General features: G+C 60.0%; 27 protein-coding genes and 2 pseudogenes. 24 read left to right on the top strand and 5 right to left on the bottom strand.

Annotated features, from left to right (window positions below):
* Positions 1-212 precede the first annotated feature (212 nt).
* On the top strand, positions 213-1,154 hold the full coding sequence (locus tag ACQ651_RS05015; protein ID WP_430450310.1) for a DUF2493 domain-containing protein: 942 nt from the start codon (positions 213-215) through the stop codon (positions 1,152-1,154).
* A 19-nt stretch (positions 1,155-1,173) separates the two neighbouring features.
* Here the strand turns inward: ACQ651_RS05015 and ACQ651_RS05010 are convergent, their stop codons facing one another.
* On the bottom strand, positions 1,174-1,809 hold the full coding sequence (locus ACQ651_RS05010) for a TetR/AcrR family transcriptional regulator (protein ID WP_430448603.1): 636 nt from the start codon (positions 1,807-1,809) through the stop codon (positions 1,174-1,176).
* 147 nt (positions 1,810-1,956) lie between these two features.
* Here ACQ651_RS05010 and ACQ651_RS05005 point away from each other — a divergent pair, with 147 nt between their 5' ends.
* A complete protein-coding gene (locus tag ACQ651_RS05005; protein WP_430448602.1) occupies positions 1,957-2,589 on the top strand; it encodes a glutathione S-transferase family protein in 633 nt (210 codons plus the stop codon).
* 291 nt (positions 2,590-2,880) lie between these two features.
* Here the strand turns inward: ACQ651_RS05005 and ACQ651_RS05000 are convergent, their stop codons facing one another.
* Positions 2,881-3,372, bottom strand: a complete 492-nt coding sequence (locus ACQ651_RS05000) for a putative immunity protein (protein WP_430448601.1) — start codon at positions 3,370-3,372, stop codon at positions 2,881-2,883.
* Positions 3,373-4,036: 664 nt separating this feature from the next.
* On the opposite strand from ACQ651_RS05000, the gene ACQ651_RS04995 reads away from it, so the two are divergent.
* Positions 4,037-4,357, top strand: a complete 321-nt coding sequence (locus ACQ651_RS04995; protein ID WP_430448600.1) for a DUF736 domain-containing protein — start codon at positions 4,037-4,039, stop codon at positions 4,355-4,357.
* A 200-nt stretch (positions 4,358-4,557) separates the two neighbouring features.
* On the opposite strand, the gene ACQ651_RS04990 is transcribed toward ACQ651_RS04995, so the two are convergent.
* A complete protein-coding gene (locus ACQ651_RS04990; RefSeq protein WP_430448599.1) occupies positions 4,558-5,157 on the bottom strand; it encodes a TetR-like C-terminal domain-containing protein in 600 nt (199 codons plus the stop codon).
* 54 nt (positions 5,158-5,211) lie between these two features.
* Between ACQ651_RS04990 and ACQ651_RS04985 the strand changes: the two genes are divergently transcribed.
* The 6 genes from ACQ651_RS04985 to ACQ651_RS04960 all read left to right on the top strand — a co-directional run bounded on the left by ACQ651_RS04985 (position 5,212) and on the right by ACQ651_RS04960 (position 8,071).
* Entirely contained in the window at positions 5,212-5,652 is a 441-nt protein-coding gene (locus ACQ651_RS04985; RefSeq protein ID WP_430448598.1) for a VOC family protein, read from the top strand.
* Positions 5,649-6,050, top strand: coding sequence for a nuclear transport factor 2 family protein (locus ACQ651_RS04980; protein ID WP_430448597.1), 402 nt, complete (start codon positions 5,649-5,651; stop codon positions 6,048-6,050). The genes ACQ651_RS04985 and ACQ651_RS04980 overlap by 4 nt, the downstream gene beginning before the upstream one ends.
* On the top strand, positions 6,047-6,361 hold the full coding sequence (locus ACQ651_RS04975) for an MmcQ/YjbR family DNA-binding protein (protein WP_430448596.1): 315 nt from the start codon (positions 6,047-6,049) through the stop codon (positions 6,359-6,361). Before ACQ651_RS04980 ends, ACQ651_RS04975 begins: the two co-directional genes overlap by 4 nt.
* A gap of 370 nt (positions 6,362-6,731) precedes the next feature.
* Positions 6,732-7,052: an ArsR/SmtB family transcription factor gene (locus ACQ651_RS04970; protein ID WP_430448595.1), complete on the top strand. Its 321-nt coding sequence runs from the start codon at positions 6,732-6,734 to the stop codon at positions 7,050-7,052.
* Between the two features lie 13 nt (positions 7,053-7,065).
* Positions 7,066-7,476 (top strand): VOC family protein, encoded by a 411-nt coding sequence (locus ACQ651_RS04965; protein ID WP_430448594.1) that lies wholly within the window; start codon positions 7,066-7,068, stop codon positions 7,474-7,476.
* Positions 7,457-8,071 carry a hypothetical protein gene (locus tag ACQ651_RS04960; protein WP_430448593.1) on the top strand — a complete coding sequence of 205 codons (615 nt, stop codon included), beginning with the start codon at positions 7,457-7,459 and terminating at the stop codon, positions 8,069-8,071. The genes ACQ651_RS04965 and ACQ651_RS04960 overlap by 20 nt, the downstream gene beginning before the upstream one ends.
* A gap of 180 nt (positions 8,072-8,251) precedes the next feature.
* Here ACQ651_RS04960 and ACQ651_RS04955 read toward each other — a convergent pair whose 3' ends face one another.
* A complete protein-coding gene (locus ACQ651_RS04955; RefSeq protein WP_430448592.1) occupies positions 8,252-8,464 on the bottom strand; it encodes a helix-turn-helix domain-containing protein in 213 nt (70 codons plus the stop codon).
* Positions 8,465-8,684: 220 nt separating this feature from the next.
* On the opposite strand from ACQ651_RS04955, the gene ACQ651_RS04950 reads away from it, so the two are divergent.
* From ACQ651_RS04950 to ACQ651_RS04940, 3 genes and pseudogenes are all read left to right on the top strand, one after another.
* Positions 8,685-8,948 carry a DNA -binding domain-containing protein gene (locus ACQ651_RS04950; RefSeq protein WP_430448591.1) on the top strand — a complete coding sequence of 88 codons (264 nt, stop codon included), beginning with the start codon at positions 8,685-8,687 and terminating at the stop codon, positions 8,946-8,948.
* Between the two features lie 114 nt (positions 8,949-9,062).
* Positions 9,063-9,200: pseudogene (locus ACQ651_RS04945) on the top strand (transcriptional regulator domain-containing protein); the annotation flags it as partial.
* 28 nt (positions 9,201-9,228) lie between these two features.
* Positions 9,229-9,834 carry a DUF2285 domain-containing protein gene (locus ACQ651_RS04940; RefSeq protein WP_430448590.1) on the top strand — a complete coding sequence of 202 codons (606 nt, stop codon included), beginning with the start codon at positions 9,229-9,231 and terminating at the stop codon, positions 9,832-9,834.
* A 175-nt stretch (positions 9,835-10,009) separates the two neighbouring features.
* Here ACQ651_RS04940 and ACQ651_RS04935 read toward each other — a convergent pair.
* Positions 10,010-10,717, bottom strand: a pseudogene (locus ACQ651_RS04935) (endonuclease/exonuclease/phosphatase family protein); the annotation flags it as partial.
* Between ACQ651_RS04935 and ACQ651_RS04930 the strand changes: the two are divergent.
* From ACQ651_RS04930 to ACQ651_RS04875, 12 genes are all read left to right on the top strand, one after another.
* Positions 10,619-10,927, top strand: coding sequence for a hypothetical protein (locus ACQ651_RS04930; protein WP_430450357.1), 309 nt, complete (start codon positions 10,619-10,621; stop codon positions 10,925-10,927). The pseudogene ACQ651_RS04935 and the gene ACQ651_RS04930 overlap by 99 nt on opposite strands.
* 112 nt (positions 10,928-11,039) lie before the next feature.
* Entirely contained in the window at positions 11,040-11,321 is a 282-nt protein-coding gene (locus ACQ651_RS04925) for a helix-turn-helix transcriptional regulator (RefSeq protein ID WP_430448589.1), read from the top strand.
* A gap of 20 nt (positions 11,322-11,341) precedes the next feature.
* Positions 11,342-12,433, top strand: a complete 1,092-nt coding sequence (locus ACQ651_RS04920; protein WP_430448588.1) for a replication initiator protein A — start codon at positions 11,342-11,344, stop codon at positions 12,431-12,433.
* Positions 12,430-13,068: a ParA family partition ATPase gene (gene parA, locus ACQ651_RS04915; RefSeq protein WP_430448587.1), complete on the top strand. Its 639-nt coding sequence runs from the start codon at positions 12,430-12,432 to the stop codon at positions 13,066-13,068. Before ACQ651_RS04920 ends, parA begins: the two co-directional genes overlap by 4 nt.
* Complete coding sequence (locus ACQ651_RS04910; protein ID WP_430448586.1) at positions 13,065-13,319, top strand: ribbon-helix-helix protein; 255 nt, start codon at positions 13,065-13,067, stop codon at positions 13,317-13,319. The genes parA and ACQ651_RS04910 overlap by 4 nt, the downstream gene beginning before the upstream one ends.
* Positions 13,316-13,792, top strand: a complete 477-nt coding sequence (locus tag ACQ651_RS04905; protein ID WP_430448585.1) for a DUF2840 domain-containing protein — start codon at positions 13,316-13,318, stop codon at positions 13,790-13,792. The genes ACQ651_RS04910 and ACQ651_RS04905 overlap by 4 nt, the downstream gene beginning before the upstream one ends.
* A complete protein-coding gene (locus tag ACQ651_RS04900) occupies positions 13,789-14,367 on the top strand; it encodes a S26 family signal peptidase (protein WP_430448584.1) in 579 nt (192 codons plus the stop codon). Before ACQ651_RS04905 ends, ACQ651_RS04900 begins: the two co-directional genes overlap by 4 nt.
* Positions 14,368-14,379: 12 nt before the next feature.
* Positions 14,380-14,718, top strand: coding sequence for a DUF736 domain-containing protein (locus ACQ651_RS04895; RefSeq protein WP_430448583.1), 339 nt, complete (start codon positions 14,380-14,382; stop codon positions 14,716-14,718).
* A gap of 4 nt (positions 14,719-14,722) precedes the next feature.
* A complete protein-coding gene (locus tag ACQ651_RS04890) occupies positions 14,723-15,475 on the top strand; it encodes a lytic transglycosylase domain-containing protein (protein ID WP_430448582.1) in 753 nt (250 codons plus the stop codon).
* A gap of 250 nt (positions 15,476-15,725) precedes the next feature.
* A complete protein-coding gene (locus ACQ651_RS04885) occupies positions 15,726-17,465 on the top strand; it encodes a relaxase/mobilization nuclease domain-containing protein (protein ID WP_430448581.1) in 1,740 nt (579 codons plus the stop codon).
* A 29-nt stretch (positions 17,466-17,494) separates the two neighbouring features.
* Positions 17,495-19,480 carry a conjugal transfer protein TraG gene (locus tag ACQ651_RS04880; protein ID WP_430448580.1) on the top strand — a complete coding sequence of 662 codons (1,986 nt, stop codon included), beginning with the start codon at positions 17,495-17,497 and terminating at the stop codon, positions 19,478-19,480.
* Entirely contained in the window at positions 19,443-19,916 is a 474-nt protein-coding gene (locus tag ACQ651_RS04875; RefSeq protein WP_430448579.1) for a CopG family transcriptional regulator, read from the top strand. Before ACQ651_RS04880 ends, ACQ651_RS04875 begins: the two co-directional genes overlap by 38 nt.
* Positions 19,917-20,051 lie beyond the last annotated feature (135 nt).

Raw genomic sequence — 20,051 nt, 5'->3', positions numbered from 1 at the left:
GCAAACGGGCTGGACCCGCAATGGCTGCGCCCGGTTCTTTTCCGTCGGCCCTTCGGGCCGTTCCATCGCGAGCCAAAAGAACCGGTCTCCGCCATCCTCCGCTGCCGCTTCGGCCCTACGCTGGCGCTTCCGGGTGCAGGTGCGTCCCGCCCGCCGTCTTTCGTCGCCATGAAGGCCGCGGCGGTCGCGGTCACCCGACGAAGGAGCATCCCATGTTCACCGATCCCGACGACACCAATAATGAGCCCCACCACAGCGCATCGCCCACCGACACCATCTGCACCGAGCTACAACTGCACGGCTATCGTCCCTCCGAGAACGATCCCGATCCGCGCGAGGTGCCCGAGGACCGGTGTATCGAGGGCGCTGTTGCCGACATCTTTGATTCTCTCGTGGCAACGATGGCGGATACCAGCCTCGATCACGATCTCGACGAACTGCTTTGGTCGACGGTCAACATGTTCCACCGCGCTATAGACCGGATCGAGCGCAAGCTCGACGACAACGAACAGGCGCAGAAACGCGGCCAGCGCGAACAGGACGGCAGCGAGGTCAAGGCCGTGCAGCTCGAACATCTTATCGGCGTCGGCCAATCCCTGCTCGAACGCCGCGACTGCATGGAAGTCTTTCGCGACAGGGCCGCCGATCACTATCTCAGACTGACGGGCTCACCCTGGTCGCAGCGATCCGGATCGCGGGTCAACCACCGCAACCTCACTTCGGCGATGATCGACAGTCGGGACTTCCTCGCTGCGAAGAAACGCGCCGATACCGAAGTTCATCTTCCCGATGGACCGAAAATCGCCCTGACCGGTGGAATGGACTTCAACGATCACCGGCTGATCTGGGATACACTCGACAAGGTCCATGCCAAGCATGGCGATATGGTCCTGCTACATGGCGGATCGCCCAAGGGCGCCGAACTGATCGCCGCCAAATGGGCGGAAAACCGCAAGGTGCCGCAGGTCGCCTTCAAGCCCGACTGGACCCGGCACGCCAAGGCCGCGCCGTTCAAGCGCAACGATGCGATCCTCAATGTCCTGCCGATCGGCGTCATCGTCTTCCCCGGCACCGGCATCCAGGACAATTTCGCAGACAAGGCGAAGAAGCTCGGTATCACGGCCTTCGATTTTCGAAAGGCAGGTGGCGCGTGAGCGCCACCTGCCTTTCAACCTAGCGATCAGCGACCGTGTATCTCGCCATAAATAGATCGACGGTCTGCTCCGCGTGTTTTTCCATCCGTCGCTTCCCCGGGATCGCGGCGTCGCCGAGATACATGGCCTCGCTTGTCGGACCACCCATGAGAAGCCAATTGAACTGCTCCGCCGCAAGCTTCGGGTCGGTCATCGAGAGCTCTCCTGTGGTTGCGAAATGCGTGAAGGCCTCTGTCAGACGCTCTATCGCGCGTCCCGGCCCCTCCTTGTAGAGCGCCACGCCGAGTTCCGGAAACCTGCCGCTCTCGCCGATGACCATCCGTCGTAGCTGCATCAATCGTGGCGTCAGGACTGTCTGCAGTTGTTTGATGGCGAACCTGCGAAGCCAGACTTCCGGATCGATCTCGTCCGGCAGCTCATCCACGTCGCGGTTGATCTTCCGCGTCGCACCGCCCGCCAAGGCATCGACAACTTCGTGGAACAGTGTCTCCTTGTTTTGGAAGCGGCTGTAGATGGTCTGAACCGACACGTCTGCCTGCAATGCGATCTGATCCATCGTCGCGCCAAGAAAGCCCTCCTTCAGGAAAACGTCCGCCGCAGCCGCGACGATCTTGGCGCGACTGCGTTCAATGCGTGTTTTCGCGCCGTTCGACACCTTGGGCTCTCCTCTCGCGAACAAACTTTGCTGCATCCAGTTGACACTACTAAATGGAACGATCATTCTAGTTTATAACGGCCGTTGGCTGGATTCAAGCGCTTGGAGCTTGGGCCAGTCAGGCCCATTGCGAAAGGACCTGTCTGAATGAGACTCTACGGCACACCCCCAACGCGCGCCCTTCGTGCGATCTGGCTGATCAACGAGTTGGAGATCGACTGCGAGATCGTCGAGGTCGACATGGGTATCGGGGAACACAAAGACTTCGATATGCTTGCATTGAACCCCACTGGAAAGCTGCCGTTTCTGGTCGACGGCGACGATGTCATCAGCGAATCATGCGCGATCCAGCTCTATCTCGCGGAGAAATTTCCCGAGAAGCGATTCATGGGAGCCAACCTGTCGGAACGCGGGCAGATCTATCGCTGGATGTTCTTCCTCGCCACCGAGATCGAGCAGCCTCTCTGGCGCGTCGGGCTCCACACAAGGATGTACCCGGAAGACGAGCGCCTTGCAGCAGACGTGCCTCTTGCGAAGCGTGACGGGGAGGCCATGATCGCTGTCCTCGAAGATCACATGAAGGACCGGGAGTTTGTCGTGGGCGAGCGGCTGAGCGTCGCCGATTTCAATGCCGCCTATACCCTGAACTGGGCCAGAGAAGGGGGCATCCTGGGCGATGCGCCGAGACTGAACGCCTATGTAGAGAGAATGTACGCGCGCCCCAAAGCGCCCCCGACCATCGAAGAAGCCTGGGCCGAGTTGAAGCGTCAGATCGCGTGACGGTTTGCGCGCGCTCAGACGAAAGGTTTGTAAATGAAACCTACCCAAGGGCCGCAAAGCCCCGCCGGGCTCAAATTGAGCCATGCCAGCTTTCTTCGAGCATGCCGCAGTTCCGCCAGAGTCGGGAGAGGAGCGCGCTAGCTAACGAAGTCAAGGTAGAGATCGCGAGCCTGTCGTTCGTGGCCGCGCAACCAATAGATTCGCAAGCTAGGGCGGGAAATGGACCTCCTGCATGGCGCGTTGTTACGGTACAAACGGGTACAAGCCAAATGTGTACAGATGGCTGACGCGCTAGAATCCTGGCCCTTTTCGAATAGACACAAACAAGCCTTTCCGACGCGGCTCAACAACGATCCTGCTCATGATCTCGTCGCGGAGATGGCCGGGCAAGCGAGCTGATTGCCAAGCCAATTCATCTTTAACCGATTCTCGGGCCGCTTCAGAGCCGTCTGCAATGATAGCCCTAAGCGCATAATAGGCGCCACCATAGGCGTGCTGAGGAACGTGTGCCGTCGCGACCGCCTGACCAGCCGCGTGAGCCGCCTCGCAGGCTGCGATATCAGCTTTTGCAACCTTGGCGGCTGCGTGCGCCGCAAGAGAAGCACTCCGAATTACCGGCATGCTGAAAACACGAGTATTTGCCCATTCGCGGCCTATCTTGAGCGCGTTTCTTGGACGCCCATCTTCAGGATAGTTGCGCTCGAATAAGGAAAGAACTCTTTCGGCGCAGTCGAGCGCCCAAACCGCTAATGCCACCTGATCGTCTTCCGAATATTTTTTCATAAATCACCTTCCAGACTCAATAGTCCTCCCGCTGCGGCTTAATCTCAAGTGACGGCTGCTTTCGCTAGAGGCACTTAATTGTCGAGTGCTCCCGGAACTGGGTGTAGTTAACTGAACATTCGTTCACGCGGAATCGTTGGCTCGCATTACCGCGATGATTGAACGGAAGTCCAGATAGGGTCGAGACGCTAACCATTGTTTTCAAGGTCGTTGTGTCGGCTTCCGAAAGCGCAGGTTGTCAGGACATGTAGTGTACGCATTCTTTCAAGGTCTAAGGGAATGGCTTCCGAAACGACGGTTCGTGCCTTACATGGGCGACGAACGCCTGTGAACACTGGTGTAGCCGGAATCCCTCGGTGTCCGAGAGTGGCCGAATTCTCCGTGAACATCTCTATTCGGGTCGACCGCTGCAAATGGCCTCTTCAATGGGCTGATCTGGCCGAAGGACGGCTGCACCTCGACCGCCTAAGGCTCAACGGTGCCGGTCCACTTTCTTCCCCTGTCGGCTACGCCGCCCTTCCTCGCACGACAAGAAAGTCTTCCGTCACTGTCCTCCTCTGACGTTCCGGCCCTGCGGGTGAGCCGTCGGTCGCCTCCGGCCCGCCGATCCCCATCGAGGCCGCAATGGTGCGGGCTCGAGAACATCTGATCAAGGAGAACTACCATGGCAACCATCGGCACCTTCAAGAAGTCCGGCAACGAATACACCGGCGAAATCGTCACCCTCAACGTCCAGGCCAAGAACGTCCGCATCGTTCCCGAAACCAGCCAGACCAGCGAGAACGCCCCCAGCCACCGCGTTCTGGTCGGCCGCGCCGAAATCGGCGCCGCCTGGTCGAAGACCTCGAACGAAGGTCGCGCCTATCTCGGCCTCAAGCTGGACGATCCGAGCTTCACCGCTCCGATCTACGCCAACCTCTTCGACGACGAGGACGACGGCTATAGCCTCATCTGGTCCCGCCCCAGCCGCCGCAACGGCGACTGAGCGACCAGCGCGACGCCCCGCCCGGATTACCCGGGCGGGGCATTCCTATGCTCCAAAGGACTTGCCGCAGCTCATCCACTGTCTGACCTGCGGGCAATAAGCTGGCTATTGGAACGTCGCATCGCGACAAGTCAAAGGCAGAGTTCAGCGCGGCGCTCGATCACCTGATTGCTCTGAGCGAGCGACTCCAGCTGGCCAGACTATGGACCCGATCGGCATTTCAAGAGTTCGACCGCCTTCTCCACCAGCGCTTCCGCAAAACCGACGTCCAACGGACGATGGCCAACAAGTAGCCGGTAGAAAATGGGCGCGTAGATCATGTCCAGCAAGACCTCGATATCCGACGGCGCCTGGATTTCGCCGCGCTGCACTGCCGCGTCAAGCAGTTGCCGACCTGCCTCGCGCCCCGAGAGGATGATCCGGTTGCGAAACGCACGGGTCATCTCGCTGTCCGGATCCGCCGAGGCCAAAGCCAACGCAATCTGCCGACCGCGGGTCGTTGCGAAAACCTGAACGATGTCTTTGACCTGGCGCATGAGGGCATCGCCAAGGCCGCTCTGCATCTTGGCGGCTGCAATTTCGGGGTGACCCTCCATAAGTGCCGCCATGGCAAGTTCGCTGGCATTGGCCCAATTGCGATAGATGGTTGGCTTGCCCACACCGGACCGAGCCGCGACCGCCTCAATCGAAATGCGGCCCAACCCATCTTGCATCAATATGTCGTACGCGGCCGCCAGCGCCTTGCGCCGGGCAGCTTTGCTGGGCGGACGACCGCGGAGCTTGTGACTGTCTTGACTCATTTCATTACGAGTCGTAACGTAAATATAAGATCACATCAAGAGGAGGATTACTCGATGGTCAGAACTCTCGTCCCTTATCTCGTTGCAAAGGATGCCGCGCGCGCCATTGAATTTTATCGCAAGGCGTTTGGAGCGGTGGAAGTCTTCAAGATGGTCGACCCTGGTGATGGGCGCGTCGGACATGCGGAACTCACCATTGATGACAGTCAGTTCATGCTGGCTGACGAGTATCCCGATTTCGGCGCGGTCAGCCCGGACACCATTGGCGGCTCGCCGGTCACACTTCATCTGTCGACGGAAACGGTTAATACCGATGTGGAACGTGCCGTCGCGGCCGGCGCCCTGCTTTTACGCGCACCCAAGGACCAGTCCTTTGGCGAACGCAGTGCGATCCTGCAGGACCCTTTCGGCCACCGCTGGATGCTCTCCCAGACAATCGAGAAGATCACACCAGCCGAAATGCAGTCACGCTGGGACGAGGAAACCTCGGCATGAACAAGGAAATAAATGAGCAGCTTGAGGCCGCCGAGCAAGCTTTCAGCGCAGCCATGATCAGCAATGATCCGGATGCCATCCGGCAATGCATTACGGACGACTGGATACTCGTCACCCCGGAAAGCGGCCCCGTATCAGCAGAGAAGCTTCTGGACTTGATCGCTGCGGGCAATCTCACCCATGACACGATGACCAAGACGACGCATCACAGGCACATCCTGGGCGACGTCGCGACTGTCACCGGTCGCGGTCAGAATTCCGGCCGGTTTCATGGCGAACCCATATCAGCGGACGAATGGATCACGGATGTCTACCAGAAGGTGGATGGCACGTGGCGCTGCGTGTTGACCCATCTTGCACCTGCCCTTTCCACGCCCGATGGGCAGATCGTCCAATGACAACGGAGGAGGAGTTTCGTGAACTGGCGCTTTCACTCCATGGCACGGAGGAAGTGGCACATTTCGACAGGCGGGCCTTCAAGGTTCGCCGAATATTCGCCTCGCTTGAGCCGAACGGGGACACGGCAAACCTTTACCTCACACCGCCAGAGCAAGAGCAGTGGTGCGACATCGTTCCCGGAGCATTCGCGCCTGTCCCCAACAAATGGGGCTCCAGAGGCTGGACGCAGGTCTGGCTTGCTCACATCAAATTGGACGATCTTCATGCGGCTTTGCGTGCCGCATGGTCAAACTGTGGTGGTGCCGAATGAAGCGGGTTGTTGAAGGGTTCTCGGTAGTGGATCGATGAAGTCCACTTCACGGTGCCGAGTTAAGCCACCGTCTTCTATGACTCATGGGGCTAAGCCTCTACATTATCTGGTCCCACCCCATTTACCCAAACAGCGACTGTTCGAACACATTGACGCCCCGCCCGGATATTCCGGGACGGGCTTTCCGCATTGGTGAACGGCAATCTGGAGTCCGGAGTGACCTTTGCTGCCTCCGCGACGAGATTTGCCTACGCGGCTCAAGAACCTCAAGATCCAGGCCGAAAGATCGGCTCTCAAGTACGGCTCGCAAGCCAACCACTGGCCTCCTAGCACCGCAGCCACCTTCGGCCTTGCTACCAATGCGGTTGACATGCAGCAGTTTTACTGCATAACAGTTGGAATGGATGAAGACCAGATCGACTTCGTTTTTAAGGCGCTGGCGCATCCTGAACGGCGGCGGATTTTGGACTTCCTGCACCGGCAGGGCGAACAGTCCTTGTTTGAGATATGCGCGTTTTCGCATGCAGAGAGCGGCCAACCCTTGGCCCGGCAGACAGTAACGCAACATCTCGACATGCTGGAGCGAGCGGGCCTGATCGACGTTTCGTGGAAAGGTCGGACAAAGGCTCACTCGGTCAACCTCGGCCCGCTTCGGGAAGCGATTGGCCACGCGGTCGGAACATACCTCTAGAAAGGAAATGGGAATGCGCATCTACATCACCAACGTCTTTGTCGACGATCAGTCCAAAGCGTTGGATGTCTATACCGGCAAGCTCGGCTTCGAGTTGAAGAATGACATTCCGATGGGCCAACACCGCTGGCTAACCGTTGTATCAAAAGAGCAACCCGATGGCGCGGAACTGCTTCTCGAGCCCAGCGAGCATCCAGCAGTCCCGCCCTACAAGCAGGCATTGGTGAAAGATGGAATTCCCGCTGCCTCGTTCCAGGTCGATGACTTGGATAGCGAGTATGAAAGATTGACGCGATTGGGAGTCGAATTCATCAGCGAACCGACGGACGCCGGGCCGGTGCGCATGGCCATACTCGACGACACCTGCGGTAATCTTGTTCAGTTGATCCAGTATCACGGGGGTGATGGTGCGCAAGCAAACTGAGCTTCCTGAGGCGGTGACCATAGCGATTGCGTCGCTGAGGGATGGCGAAAAGAGCAAGGTCGGCGACGCGCACGATCTCTTGCAGGACGCGGTCCTTGGCAGGCAGGGCTGTCTGCGCACCGACAAACCGCAACCCGTCGATTGGGCAGAAGCTGCCTGGGACGAATTCATTACGCTGATGGCGCACGACAACAATCACGCCCGCTCGATTGCGGGCCAAGTGCTGTCCAACCTCGCGCAATCTGTCCCGCCGGAGACCGCGTTGCGTGATCTTGACAAAGTGAGTGCGGCGACCCGCGATCAGATGTTCGTCACAGCGCGTCACGTCCTTCAGTCCATGTGGAAGTTCGGTCTCGGAACTAAGGAGGTTAGAAGGGCCTTGGTTGCCGAATTTGCCGATTTGTTCCGCATCAGTGGTACCGAGAAGAACCCCACATTGCGCCGGTTTGACATCGTCACCGGCTTGCGCGCCCTCTTTGATGAGACCGGCGATGATAGCTTATTGCAGACGGCGCGAGACCTGATTTCCCTTGAAGATGATCCCACCTACCGAAAGAAATACTCCGGTGTCTGGAGAGACTTGATCGACCGATAGTTCGCTTCCGGGTTGCCCTGCCCAGGTTTCGCTGCGACAGCCGCCTTGGTCCTTCGCCTTGATGTCCGGCGCCTATGGCAAGTCACGCAAGAATGAGCAATTGTGGCATCTGTCCTATTGTCAGCAGTCGACGTTGGGAAATGAGGTACCGTTCCATGCCGCAAACCCGCTCTCCAATCGTTATTCACGCTCGTCCGGCTGTACCAAATCCAAGTGTGACACTTCGAGCGCCTGAGCCAATTCGTAAAGCGTGATCACTGTCGGATTGCGCCGGCCCCGCTCGAGGCTGCTGAGATACTGCTGGCTGAAGCCAGAGCGTTCTTCCACCTGCTCCTGCGTCAGGCCCTTCTCCCGTCGCAGGCGGGCAAAGTTCCGGCCGACCAGTTTGCGCATATCCATGCACAAACGGTTCGCAGTTTACACACTATAAGTTTATCAACTATAGTATGTAATTGAAGGCCTGCATCGTCTGTCACGGCGATCCAGCTGCTCGTTCGATGCCATACACTCATCACGCGATGCCGCCAACATGGCTATCGGCAAATAGCAATTCAGTTACCAGTTAACATGAGGCGAGTTTCCGCCTATCTTGCGAAAAAAAGGGGGGATCAGGGTGTCGAACGATAAGTTCCTCGACAAGCCGCCGGAAAGCGCGGCACTGACAGAATACGACCGGGCACATGCGACGCTCTACATGCGCCTGCTCGATGCCGCCGCCGATGGAGCGGACTGGCGGGAAGTCGTTTCCATCCTTTTCGAAATCGACCCCGAAGAAAACCCCAGCCGTGCGCACGAAATCCACGAAGCTCACCTCGCCCGCGCACGCTGGATGACCGAGCACGGCTATCGGCAGCTTCTGCGCGGTGCAAGCCACTGACAAGCGTGTGATGCCGCCACGGCATCACACGTTGTTGCCCCGCTGACTTCCTTAAATTCCCCCTAGAGTTGAAACTGCAGAGACGCATCAGATGTGCGAGTCTGGAGGATCATCATGTCCCTTGACCCATCTCAGTGGCGTTCGGCATCCGAATACGAATATGTGGAGACCCTGACTGCGCCGGACCTTGCCTGGGAATGGCTACGCCGCAACGTCGATTATCAGAACGATTATGCCAACGCCAAACGGAGGAAAGAGGACCCCCAAGACCTGACGCGACTTGTGCGCCGGTCTTGGGGGTTGCGATTTCCCGATCGATCCGCTTCACGATGCGTTGCGGGCTGCCGTCTATTGGCAACCGGAGGTCGATCCGGGCACTGTCATCCTCACTGCAAACACACCGATTTCGGGGCAGAAACCCGGATCTTTGCCGGAAATCGATAAAAACGACACGCGTCATGACCCGAATGGACTGAGCCTGCGGATCGACGATAATGGAGAAAGAATCAGATTACTGCTCATCGACGGAGCGCAGCCGGGGATGCCACTCGCGGCACTCATCCCGATCGATGACAGCTGCATTGACCGCATGGAGGCGCTTAAGCGGCTTTCACTTCTTCTGCGGGATCGCCGACTGACCGCCGACACACGGCTAACTACGCAACGCCGCCGTCGCCTGCGCCGCATGCTTCAGGCCATTGACGGGCGTCAAACCGGGGCGACCTACCGCGAAATTGCCAATGTGATTTTCGGAACGTCGCGGGTGTCCACGGAGCCTTGGAAAACGTCCGCATTGCGCGACGCCACGATCGGCCTTGTGACCGACGGGCGCGCTTTGATCGACGGCGGATATCGCACGCTCCTCCGCCATCGGAGACGGTCGTGATTAGTGCGCAATTGCGAGCCCTCACAGCGCCTTCTGGATTTGCCAGGCGTTTGATGTAGGAATTTGAGTTACGGCATTGGTCACAACCGTTACTAAGGCTGAGAACGAGCGGACAATGATCCGAAACTTCTACATCGTAAACCACTTCAAACCCTTGCACGGCGTCCGAGTCACTGATCAGGATGTAGTCGGCAAACTTGCCGGGCTTTTTGTATTGTGCGTTCCGTGTGCTCGTAAACCCGTGCCCTGTCACCAATTCGAACAGTCCTGCATCATTCAGTATTCGAAGCGTTTCACTGTCAGGTTCGACGTTGAAGTCACCACAAACCACTACCAGGTCGTCCGGCTCCGATACATTCCGAGAAAGGTCCAGAAGCCGACGTGCCTGCTTCGCTCGCTCCGGCGTATCCATCTTTCCATTAAGGTCGCGCAGACCATGCATATGCGTTATGCTAATTGAACGATTTGAACTGTAGTCAAAGACCCGAATGCCGTGGGCGTTGCGCGACCGCGGGTGCTCACCATATCCGACCGGCGAATAGCCCTTGTGGACGAAACCCTGAACCTGATCGATAATCGGGACCGATTCGTGCACAAATGTCGCCAGCCCAAATCGTGAGGGGATGGACTGGTCTTCGTCCCAAAGAATACCCTGCGCTGCCGGACAAAACACTGCGACGTGATTTGGCAAGGCTCTGCACACATCGCGAAAGAAATTCGCCCTCTGCGGCAAGACATGATCACCATCGCGATATGTTAGCCAACCCTTATCTGAACTCGGGCTATGAATGACTTCCTGCAAGCAAAGGATTTCAGGGGCGCAGGTTTGGAGATACGGCAGCAAGGCCTCATGCAACTTGCCACCCCAGCCATTCAAACACATGATCTTCATAAATTGATCCTTCGTCAGTATCGAAAGGTGACATTCGCGGCTCTCCGGAAGATCTGCAAGATCGACTCGGTACCGCCATTCCTGAACTGTGACATTCTAAGTTTTGGGCAACGTCTGGAAATAATGCTGGCCTGCGCAAGCAGCGTCGATCAACCGCGTTCCGAGCATCTGGCCAAGGACTTGACCAAATCGCGGGGGTGAGATTTTACCCCCCGCTACTTCCCCATCCCCCTTTCCGGCTTCTCTTCGCCATCGTGGCCGCAATCCGCCGCTGTTTCTCAGCGGCTTGAACGCAATCCACGGAGGTCCGATCATGTCCGCCAATCCCACCGGCTTGCCGCCACGCTATCTGCGTACTCCCGAAGCCGCCCGTTTCCTGAGCCTGTCAGGCCGGACGCTGGAAAAACACCGCACCTATGGCACCGGTCCCGCCTATCGCAAGCTCGGCGGGCGCGTCGTCTATTCCATCGAGGACCTGCAGGCCTGGGCCGATCGCGGCACCGTCACTTCGACGTCTGATCCACGAGGATCGGTTCTGCCCGCCAAACGACATGACGAAAGAACATTCGCCGGTTCCGGCGACTGGTCTCGCTGATCAATTCGGCAGATTTCGTCATGACGAAGAAGCAGCCAACCACGTCCGACCGCGCACAGCTCGAGCTATTCTATGCTTGCAGCGCCGATCCCGCCCCACGCGATGCGCAGGACCTGATGGCCTATCCGTTCTTCAGCTTGTCCAAATCGCATCGGGTCAAGCCCATCCAGTACGCTGTGGCTGACGTGGTGATCCGGGTTGAAGCTGTGCCGGAGCATGGCATGGCCACCATCTGGGATGCGGACATCCTGATCTGGGCTGCGAGCCAGCTTGTCGAGGCGCGCGACGCTGGTTTGCGCACGTCGCGCCTCATGGCTGCAACGCCTTACGAGATTCTCACCTTCATTGGCCGCGGCGTCAGCGCGCGCGACTACCAGCGCCTCAAGGCCGCGCTCGACCGGCTGCAATCGACGACCGTGGCGACGACGATCCGCCAGCCGGCGTCTGGACGGCGGCATCGTTTCTCCTGGATCAACGAATGGGTCGAGCGCACCGACCATCGCGGCAATCCTGCAGGGATCGAGTTGATCGTACCGGACTGGTTCTACAGCGCCGTCCTCGACGATGCGCTGATCCTCACCATCGACCGCGCCTATTTTTCCCTCACGGGAGGCTTTGACCGCTGGCTCTACCGCATCGTGCGCAAGCATGGCGGAAAGCAGCGCGGCGGATGGCGGTTCGAGTTCCGACACCTTTATCTGAAATCCGGCAGCCTCTCGCCCTTCAAACGTTTCGCATTTGAACTTCGTGACATCGTTCGCCGCCAGCCACTCCCCGGATACATCCTGTCGATCGAGGTCGAAATTGGCGGCAAGACGTTGCTCGCATTCGAGCCTGCGCCCTGTGGACAGGATGTTGACGGCCTCGTGCTATCGGGAACCCGGCCTATCGTGCCATCGGGAACCGGGGTGTCGTGCTATCGGGAACCGAAACCAGGCCTAACTTCCTCAGATCGAACCGAAAATCGTGCCCTTAACTTAGAGTCTAACCAAGAATCTAACTTCTGTTGTGCGCGTGGAGATGTGGAAAACCCTCCCGAGGGGGAGGAATCCCGAGCGGCCGAAGCGCATCTGCACCGTCATTCAGGCTCATCTCCGGGAACGGGGCAATGATCGTGGCGCTGCTCAACCAGAAGGGCGGTGTCGGCAAGACGACGCTCGCTTTGCACCTTGCCGGCGCATGGGCGCGGCAGGGACAGCGCGTCACGGTGATCGATGCGGACCCGCAGGGTTCGGCACTCGATTGGTCGGAGCGGCGATCCAGAGAAGGCTTGCCCCGTAGCTTTGGTGTTGTCGGCCTCGCCCGCGACACGCTCCACCGTGAAGCGCCCGAGTTCGCCAAAGATGTCGAACATGTCGTCATCGACGGGCCGCCCCGGATTGCAGGGCTGATGCGCTCGGCGCTGCTCGCCGCCGATCTCGTTCTCGTTCCCGTGCAACCGTCCCCCTTCGATGGCTGGGCCTCAGCCGAGATGCTGGCGCTGATCGACGAGGCGCGTATCTACCGCCCGGACCTTGCCGCCCGTTTCGTGCTCAACCGCTGTGCAGCCCGCACGGTCATCGCCCGCGAGACAGCCGAGACGCTCACCGATCACGATCCGCCGGTCCTCGCCGCCACGGTCGGCCAGCGTGTCGCCTTCGCGGAGACCGCCCTGACCGGTCGCCTCGTCTTCGATGCCAACCCCGGTGGCCAGGCTGCGACCGAGATCACCACGTTGGCGGCCGAAGCCGGAAGGCTGGCACCATGAAGCGCGGTTCTTCAAACGACCGTTTCGCAGAGCGGCCTAGCGGCGCGGATTGCTGGGTGAAGCAAGCGGACCGCGCATCGAAACGCAGCCAGGACAACGCCGCATTCACCGCCCGACTGACCATCGACATCACGCCGGAGTTGCGCGGGCGCATCAAGATCGCCGCATTCCAGCGCGGCATCACTGTCGCCGAGATGCTGCGTGACCTGCTCGCGCGCGGGTTTCCTGAGAACGATGGTGAACCGCGATGACGGCACTTCCGGCAGATCACACACAGGTCGAATTGACCTGGATCGAAAAGCAGACCGAATACTGGATCCGCTTCGGTCGTCAGGCCGGTGAACGGATCATCGATCGCCGTCGCCGGATCGTCAGCTTCGCGCCCGATAGCGTCTTCGCCTTCGTGCGCTGGGCGTCCAACGAGTACGGCACGGTCCAGTCGAACATCGACATCCTGCGCGCGGTCGAACCCGGCAAACCGTTCCAGACGCTCCCTTACGTGCGCCCGGGCGCTGACATCCTTCTGCATATCCAGGGCTGGTCGAAGGTCGAACGCGTGTTGCAAACAATCGACGCGATTGATGGGATCGACGTCGACCCCGCAGATGTTCCGCCGGACTACTGGCGACACGTTCACAACCGGATGGCCGCCCGCTTGGTGCCGCGGCACTACACGCCAGCGCGCCATAGCGCCTGGTTGAAACGTCGGGAGGTGGGTCGATGAATCGCCACGCCCTGCTCCTTGTCGGCGCCGTGTCGATCGGTGCGATTGCTGCGTCGGCGTTCGTCGACTTCCCGACGCGGATTATCTGGAACGCCAGCCCGTCTGCACCGATCGGATTCTATCAGGTGCAGGAGGCCCAACAGCTTGAAGTGCCGGACCTCGTCGCCGCCGATCCGCCCAAGCGGCTCGAACGCTTTGTCACGGAGCGCGGTTATCTGCCGCCTGACATTCCTCTCCTGAAGCGCGTCGTCGGGCTGCCGGGCCAGACTGTCTGCCGTACCGGCCGCACCATCACCGTCGATGGCGTCACGATGGGAGACGCTCTTAAACACGACATGGTCGGGCGACCAATGCCGGTCTGGCAGGGCTGCCAGCGTATCGCGGCAGACGAAGTCTTCCTCATGAACTGGAACGTCGAGAACAGCCTCGATGGACGATATTTCGGCCCGATCCCCGCCAGTTCGATCATCGGCTCGGCAGTCCCACTGTGGACCGATGAAGACGGCACAGGCCGATACCGATGGCGCGCCGCAACTCGAGAACCGCAAACCAAACCGCCCTCCAACGCCAACTGAAAGGACATTCCCATGGCACATATCGGACACTTCACCCGCACCAAGGACGGCTATCGCGGCCACCTCAAAACGCTCACGCTCGACGCCGAGCTGACGCTCGTTCCGGCGGAGCAAACAGACACCGAGAACGCGCCCGACTATCGCGTCCACATTGGCGCCGACGAGCAGGCCCAGGAAATCGGCGCGGGCTGGAAACGTACCGGCGAGAAGGCCGGGGATTATGTTTCCGTGCTGATCGACGACCCGACATTGTCAAAGCCGATCCACGCCAACCTGTTCCATTCGGTAAGCGAGAACGACACGTATCTGCTCACCTGGAACCGGCCGCCGAAACGCCGCGAACAGAGTTGAGGCGATGCGCGTGTTCCGCCACCACCGGAGCCCCGGACGGCTTTGCGCCGTCCGGTTGGTTGCCCTCTCCCTCCTTACCGGTCTTCTGGTTGCTGCCGCTCTGCCAACGGCAACAATCGCTCAAAGCGCACCGACCGTGCAGCAAGTACACGATCCTTATAGCGTTCACATTGCCGAGGCCGCGCAACGCTTTCGCATTCCCGAGCGCTGGATCCGCGCCGTCATGCAAGTCGAAAGCGCGGGCCGCGTGCGCGCTGTCTCCGGCGCCGGCGCGATGGGTCTGATGCAGATCATGCCCGGCACCTGGGCGGAATTGCGTATCCGCCACCGTCTCAGCCGCGATCCGTTCAATCCGCGCGACAACATTCTCGGCGGCACGGCCTATCTGCGCGAGATGTACGACCGCTTCGGATCGCCCGGCTTCCTCGCGGCGTATAATGCCGGTCCGGAACGCTATCAGCAGCATCTCGATACCGGCCGCGCGCTCCCTCGCGAGACCCGCGTCTACATGGCGACGCTTCTGCCGATGATCGGGCTTGACGCGCGCGCGAACGCCGCGACTGCTGCTCCACCACCGCCCGATTGGCGTGAAGCTCCACTCTTCGTGGACCGTTCCGAACGCAATTCGGCTGCGGATCGACCGCAAGACAAACGCCGCTTCGTTGACGATCCAGCATCACCACCGGCGCAGCGGAACCGCGCGCAAGGCGCGCAGCCCGATTCCGTATTCGTCGCTCAATCGCGTGTGGATCAGTGACCATGACGACCGCTGGCGCATCTCGCAGTTCCGAACATCGCAGCGCAGTATGGCGTATGTTGAGGGGAGTGGCAGTAGACAGGGGAAGGGGATGGCGAGATAAAAGGGCGCGATGTGCGCCTCGGTTGTGGGGAGTGATTTCAGCGACTTACGCGATGAATTCGCGATGTGCGCGATCACGGTGCAACCTGCGCTTCTGCTACTATTGCAATGAATTCAATGCGTTCGTGCGATGTGCGGGTTTCCGGACATGAGCGACGAAGACGACTTCCGCATCCGGCCCGGCCGCATCCGCTCCTCGACTCGCCAACGCGCACGGCCCTTCATCGCCCAAGCACTTGCCTCGGCGCAGAGGGCCGGTGGACACGTCTCCCGTTCGGGCAAGATCACGTCCGGCCATCGCTCCCATTTCGGACGCGGCAAGCGCGCCAGCATCCAGGCCAACCGCTGGGTGACCAGCCGATCTCGCATCGCCGTCATCAAGACGCGCGTGGTCCGGCATGGGCGGCACGGAGCACCGCTCGCCACCCATCTGACCTATTTGCGCCGCGAAGGCGTCACGCGCGACGCAGAGAAGGCGCGGCTGTTCGGACCGAACACCGACGAGATCGATCCAAAGGCGTTTGCCGAACGCTGTGAGGACGACCGGCATCACTTCCGCTTCATCGTGTCGCCAGAAGACGCCATCGACATGACGGACCTCAAAACCTTCACGCGCGATCTGATGCACCAGGCCGAGAAGGATCTCGGCACCAAGCTCGACTGGGTCGGCGTCGATCACTGGAACACCGAGCACCCGCACATCCATGTCATCGCGCGCGGCCGCGCCGACGATGGCGAAGACCTCGTCATATCCCGCGACTACATCAAGGAAGGCATGCGCGCCCGCGCCCAAGACTTGATCACGCGGGAGTTGGGCTATCGCACCGATCGAGACATTCACAACACGCTCGAACGCCAGATTGATAGCGAACGCTGGACCGAACTGGACCGCCAACTCCAACGTGACGCCAATCCCCACGGCATCATCGACCTCGCGCCCCGGCGCGAACCCCAGCCCGACGAACTCCACGCGCTCAAGGTCGGACGAATGCGCAAGCTCGAATCCCTCGGTCTCGTCAGTCAGATCGGCCCTGGTCAGTGGGTGATGGACGAGAGCGCAGAGGCGACCCTGCGCGAACTTGGCGAGCGCGGCGACATCATCAAGCGCATCCATCGCGGGCTCTCCGAGCGCGGCATTGAGCGTGGCGCGTCAAGCTACGTGCTGGCGGGCGAAAGCCTGAGCGATCCGGTCATCGGCCGACTGGTCGATCGCGGTCTGGACGATGAACTCAAAGGGACGGCCTACGCGGTTATCGACGGCGTTGACGGCCGCACCCACCATGTCCGGTTGCCGCACATCGATGCGGCGGGAGACGGCGCCCCCGGATCGATCGTCGAACTGCGGAAATTCGACGATGCGAGGGGCCGTCGCCGCGTGGCGCTCGCGGTCCGCTCCGACCTAACGATCGAACGGCAGGTGACGGCGACCGGTGCGACCTGGATCGACCGGCAGGCGATCGCGCGCGAACCGACGCCGCTTGGCGGTGGAGGGTTTGGTGCCGAGGTCAGCGATGCCATGGACCGGCGCGCCGACCATCTGATCGGAGAAGGTTTGGCGAGACGTCAGGGTCAGCGCGTGATCTTCAATCGCGATCTGCTGAACACGCTGCGCAAGCGCGAGCTGGATGCCGTCGGTGAAAAACTCGCAAACGAGATTGGCCGTCCGTACACGCCTTCAACGACTGGGGAATATGTTGCTGGCACGTATCAGCGACGCATAGCGCTCGCCTCGGGCCGCTTCGCCATGATCGATGACGGCCTCGGTTTCCAGCTCGTGCCCTGGACGCCGTCTGTCGAGAAGCATCTCGGCAAACACATCTCAGGTGTCGCGCGCGGCAACGGAGGTGTGGATTGGGACTTCGGTAGGAGCCGAGGGCTGAGCCTGTAGCAGCGGCGATCGCCGGAAAGGATAGGAACATGCACGCGACGAAAATACTCTGGGGTCAGATTACTGTCGTGTCGCTGATCGTGTTCACGACGACATGGACGGCGACGCAATGGACAGCGTTTCGCCTCGGCTTTCAGCCGCAGCTCGGCGAACCCTGGTTCGAGCTCTTCGGCTGGCCGGTGTACTACCCGCCGGCCTTCTTCTGGTGGTGGTATGCCTATGACGCCTATGCGCCGCCGATCTTCATCGAAGGCGCCATCATCGCGGCGTCGGGTGGATTCATCTCGGTCGGCGTAGCAATCTTCATGTCGGTCTTGCGCGCACGCGAAGCACAGGACGTCGATACCTACGGATCAGCGCGATGGGCAGATCGCAGGGATGTCGAACGTGCCGGGCTCCTTGATCCGGATGGTGTGGTGCTCGGCAAACTCGATCACCACTATCTGCGCCATGATGGCCCTGAACATGTGCTTTGCTTTGCGCCCACGCGATCCGGCAAGGGCGTCGGTCTCGTCATCCCGTCACTGTTGACCTGGCCTGGCTCGGCGATCGTCCACGACATCAAGGGTGAGAACTGGCAACTTACCTCCGGTTTCCGCTCCAGGCATGGTCGGGTGTTGCTGTTCGATCCGACGAACGCGCAATCGACCGCCTACAACCCGTTGCTGGAAGTCCGCCGCGGCGAATGGGAGGTGCGCGATGTCCAGAACATCGCCGATATCCTTGTGGACCCCGAAGGCTCCTTGGAGAAGCGGAACCATTGGGAGAAGACCAGCCATGCGTTGCTGGTGGGTGCGATCCTGCATGTCCTCTATGCCGAACCCGACAAGACACTCGCCGGGGTCGCCAATTTTCTGTCCGATCCCAAACGGGGTATCGAGGCGACGCTCAATGCGATGATGATCACGGCCCATCTCGGCGAGGCGGGTCCGCATCCCGTGATTGCCAGTGCCGCACGCGAATTGCTGAACAAGTCCGGCAACGAGCGTTCCGGCGTGCTGTCGACAGCGATGTCCTTTCTCGGCCTCTATCGCGATCCGGTTATCGCCAAGGTCACACGCCATTGCGATTGGCGTATTTCCGATCTGGTGACTGGGGCTGAGCCCGTCACGCTCTACCTCGTCGTGCCGCCCTCGGATATCAATCGCACCAAGCCGCTGATCCGCCTGATCCTCAATCAGATCGGCCGCAGATTGACAGAAGACTTGACTGGCCACCACCGGCGACACCGTCTGCTGCTCATGCTCGATGAGTTCCCCGCGCTCGGCCGTCTGGATTTCTTCGAGAGCGCGCTCGCCTTCATGGCGGGCTACGGCCTCAAGAGTTTTCTGATCGCGCAATCGCTCAACCAGATCGAAAAAGCTTATGGTCCCAACAATTCGATCCTCGACAACTGCCATGTGCGGGTCAGTTTCGCGACCAATGACGAACGCACGGCCAAGCGTGTATCCGATGCCCTCGGAACGGCGACCGAGTTACGGGCGATGAAGAACTATGCCGGGCACCGACTCTCACCCTGGCTCGGGCATTTGATGGTCAGCCGACAGGAGACCGCGCGGCCCCTCCTCACACCCGGCGAAGTCATGCAGCTTCCGCCTACCGACGAGATCGTCATGGTGGCAGGGACACCGCCGATCCGCGCGAAGAAGGCGCGCTACTTTGAGGATGCGCAGTTCCAGGCGCGCATCCTTGCACCGCCAGCACAAGCGACATCGGCAAAGAGATGCCCCGATGATTGGACCGCGCGGTCGCTGCCGCCGCGACCGGAAATCGCCGATTCGGAAGTTCAAAACGATCGGGATGAAAGTGGCGAAGCGCTGCATGAAAAGCGCAAACAAGCCGAACTCGATCAAGTAGGCGCGCCCGATCAGGGCAAGCCAATGGACAATGAATTCGAACCCGATCTGAAACGGCCAGCAGCTGACCGTGTCGCACAACTCCGTCTGTTCGACCATCAGGCGCGTCAGGCTGCCCAACGTGCCGCGCTCGATCCTGATGACGGTATCGAATTGTGAGTTCTTGGCTATGAAACAACGCAAAAAGCAGCGCCTGTCCGTCTATCTCGATCCAGAGATCATGACCGCGTTGACCGAATATGCAGCTCGTCGTGATCACTCCCGTTCGCTGGTCGCCGAGGCTGCTATTGCATCGTTTCTGTCACCTGATGCGGCGGAACGGCAGGAAGCAGCGACCACAAAACGGCTCGATCAGATCGACCGCCGTATGATGCGGATGGAGCGCGACGTCGGTATATCAGTTGAAACTCTGGCGGTCTTTATTCGGTTCTGGTTGGCAACGACACCTCCCTTACCCGAACCCCAACAGATCGCAGCCAAGGCTCAAGCCGGCAAGCGGTATGATACGTTCATCACTGCCCTGGGACGACGAATTGCGCGGGGACCGAAGTTGCGGCAGGAGATTCCCGAGGACATAGCGGATCAAGAGACCTGACCCGTGGTCAGGAGTGCGTTGCGCAACTGCGACTCAAATCGGACGTCGAAGTATTTTGTAGCGAAGGTCCGGATCGAGCCCTTCTTACCGATCTTCTGCACCGCGACGGATGGTTGCTATCAAGGGAGAGGCGAT

Origin of the sequence: Rhodophyticola sp. (assembly GCF_965284195.1) — a bacterium.
Classification (GTDB): Bacteria; Pseudomonadota; Alphaproteobacteria; order Rhodobacterales; family Rhodobacteraceae; genus Rhodophyticola.
This window is presented reverse-complemented; position numbering and strand designations above follow the sequence as displayed.

Excerpts from the sequence above, each read along its gene's own strand:
- ACQ651_RS04970 (WP_430448595.1), top strand. The coding sequence starts at position 6,732 with ATGCAGCAGTTTTACTGCATAACAGTTGGAATGGATGAAGACCAGATC.
- ACQ651_RS04930 (WP_430450357.1), top strand. The coding sequence starts at position 10,619 with ATGAATGACTTCCTGCAAGCAAAGGATTTCAGGGGCGCAGGTTTGGAG.
- ACQ651_RS04965 (WP_430448594.1), top strand. The coding sequence starts at position 7,066 with ATGCGCATCTACATCACCAACGTCTTTGTCGACGATCAGTCCAAAGCG.
- ACQ651_RS04895 (WP_430448583.1), top strand. The coding sequence starts at position 14,380 with ATGGCACATATCGGACACTTCACCCGCACCAAGGACGGCTATCGCGGC.
- ACQ651_RS05005 (WP_430448602.1), top strand. The coding sequence starts at position 1,957 with ATGAGACTCTACGGCACACCCCCAACGCGCGCCCTTCGTGCGATCTGG.
- ACQ651_RS05015 (WP_430450310.1), top strand. The coding sequence starts at position 213 with ATGTTCACCGATCCCGACGACACCAATAATGAGCCCCACCACAGCGCA.
- ACQ651_RS04920 (WP_430448588.1), top strand. The coding sequence starts at position 11,342 with ATGACGAAGAAGCAGCCAACCACGTCCGACCGCGCACAGCTCGAGCTA.
- ACQ651_RS04925 (WP_430448589.1), top strand. The coding sequence starts at position 11,040 with ATGTCCGCCAATCCCACCGGCTTGCCGCCACGCTATCTGCGTACTCCC.
- ACQ651_RS05000 (WP_430448601.1), bottom strand. The coding sequence starts at position 3,372 with ATGAAAAAATATTCGGAAGACGATCAGGTGGCATTAGCGGTTTGGGCG.
- ACQ651_RS04880 (WP_430448580.1), top strand. The coding sequence starts at position 17,495 with ATGCACGCGACGAAAATACTCTGGGGTCAGATTACTGTCGTGTCGCTG.
- ACQ651_RS04955 (WP_430448592.1), bottom strand. The coding sequence starts at position 8,464 with ATGCGCAAACTGGTCGGCCGGAACTTTGCCCGCCTGCGACGGGAGAAG.
- ACQ651_RS04975 (WP_430448596.1), top strand. The coding sequence starts at position 6,047 with ATGACAACGGAGGAGGAGTTTCGTGAACTGGCGCTTTCACTCCATGGC.
- ACQ651_RS04985 (WP_430448598.1), top strand. The coding sequence starts at position 5,212 with ATGGTCAGAACTCTCGTCCCTTATCTCGTTGCAAAGGATGCCGCGCGC.
- ACQ651_RS04990 (WP_430448599.1), bottom strand. The coding sequence starts at position 5,157 with ATGAGTCAAGACAGTCACAAGCTCCGCGGTCGTCCGCCCAGCAAAGCT.
- ACQ651_RS04995 (WP_430448600.1), top strand. The coding sequence starts at position 4,037 with ATGGCAACCATCGGCACCTTCAAGAAGTCCGGCAACGAATACACCGGC.
- parA (WP_430448587.1), top strand. The coding sequence starts at position 12,430 with ATGATCGTGGCGCTGCTCAACCAGAAGGGCGGTGTCGGCAAGACGACG.
- ACQ651_RS04890 (WP_430448582.1), top strand. The coding sequence starts at position 14,723 with ATGCGCGTGTTCCGCCACCACCGGAGCCCCGGACGGCTTTGCGCCGTC.
- ACQ651_RS04910 (WP_430448586.1), top strand. The coding sequence starts at position 13,065 with ATGAAGCGCGGTTCTTCAAACGACCGTTTCGCAGAGCGGCCTAGCGGC.
- ACQ651_RS04885 (WP_430448581.1), top strand. The coding sequence starts at position 15,726 with ATGAGCGACGAAGACGACTTCCGCATCCGGCCCGGCCGCATCCGCTCC.
- ACQ651_RS04900 (WP_430448584.1), top strand. The coding sequence starts at position 13,789 with ATGAATCGCCACGCCCTGCTCCTTGTCGGCGCCGTGTCGATCGGTGCG.
- ACQ651_RS04905 (WP_430448585.1), top strand. The coding sequence starts at position 13,316 with ATGACGGCACTTCCGGCAGATCACACACAGGTCGAATTGACCTGGATC.
- ACQ651_RS04980 (WP_430448597.1), top strand. The coding sequence starts at position 5,649 with ATGAACAAGGAAATAAATGAGCAGCTTGAGGCCGCCGAGCAAGCTTTC.
- ACQ651_RS04960 (WP_430448593.1), top strand. The coding sequence starts at position 7,457 with ATGGTGCGCAAGCAAACTGAGCTTCCTGAGGCGGTGACCATAGCGATT.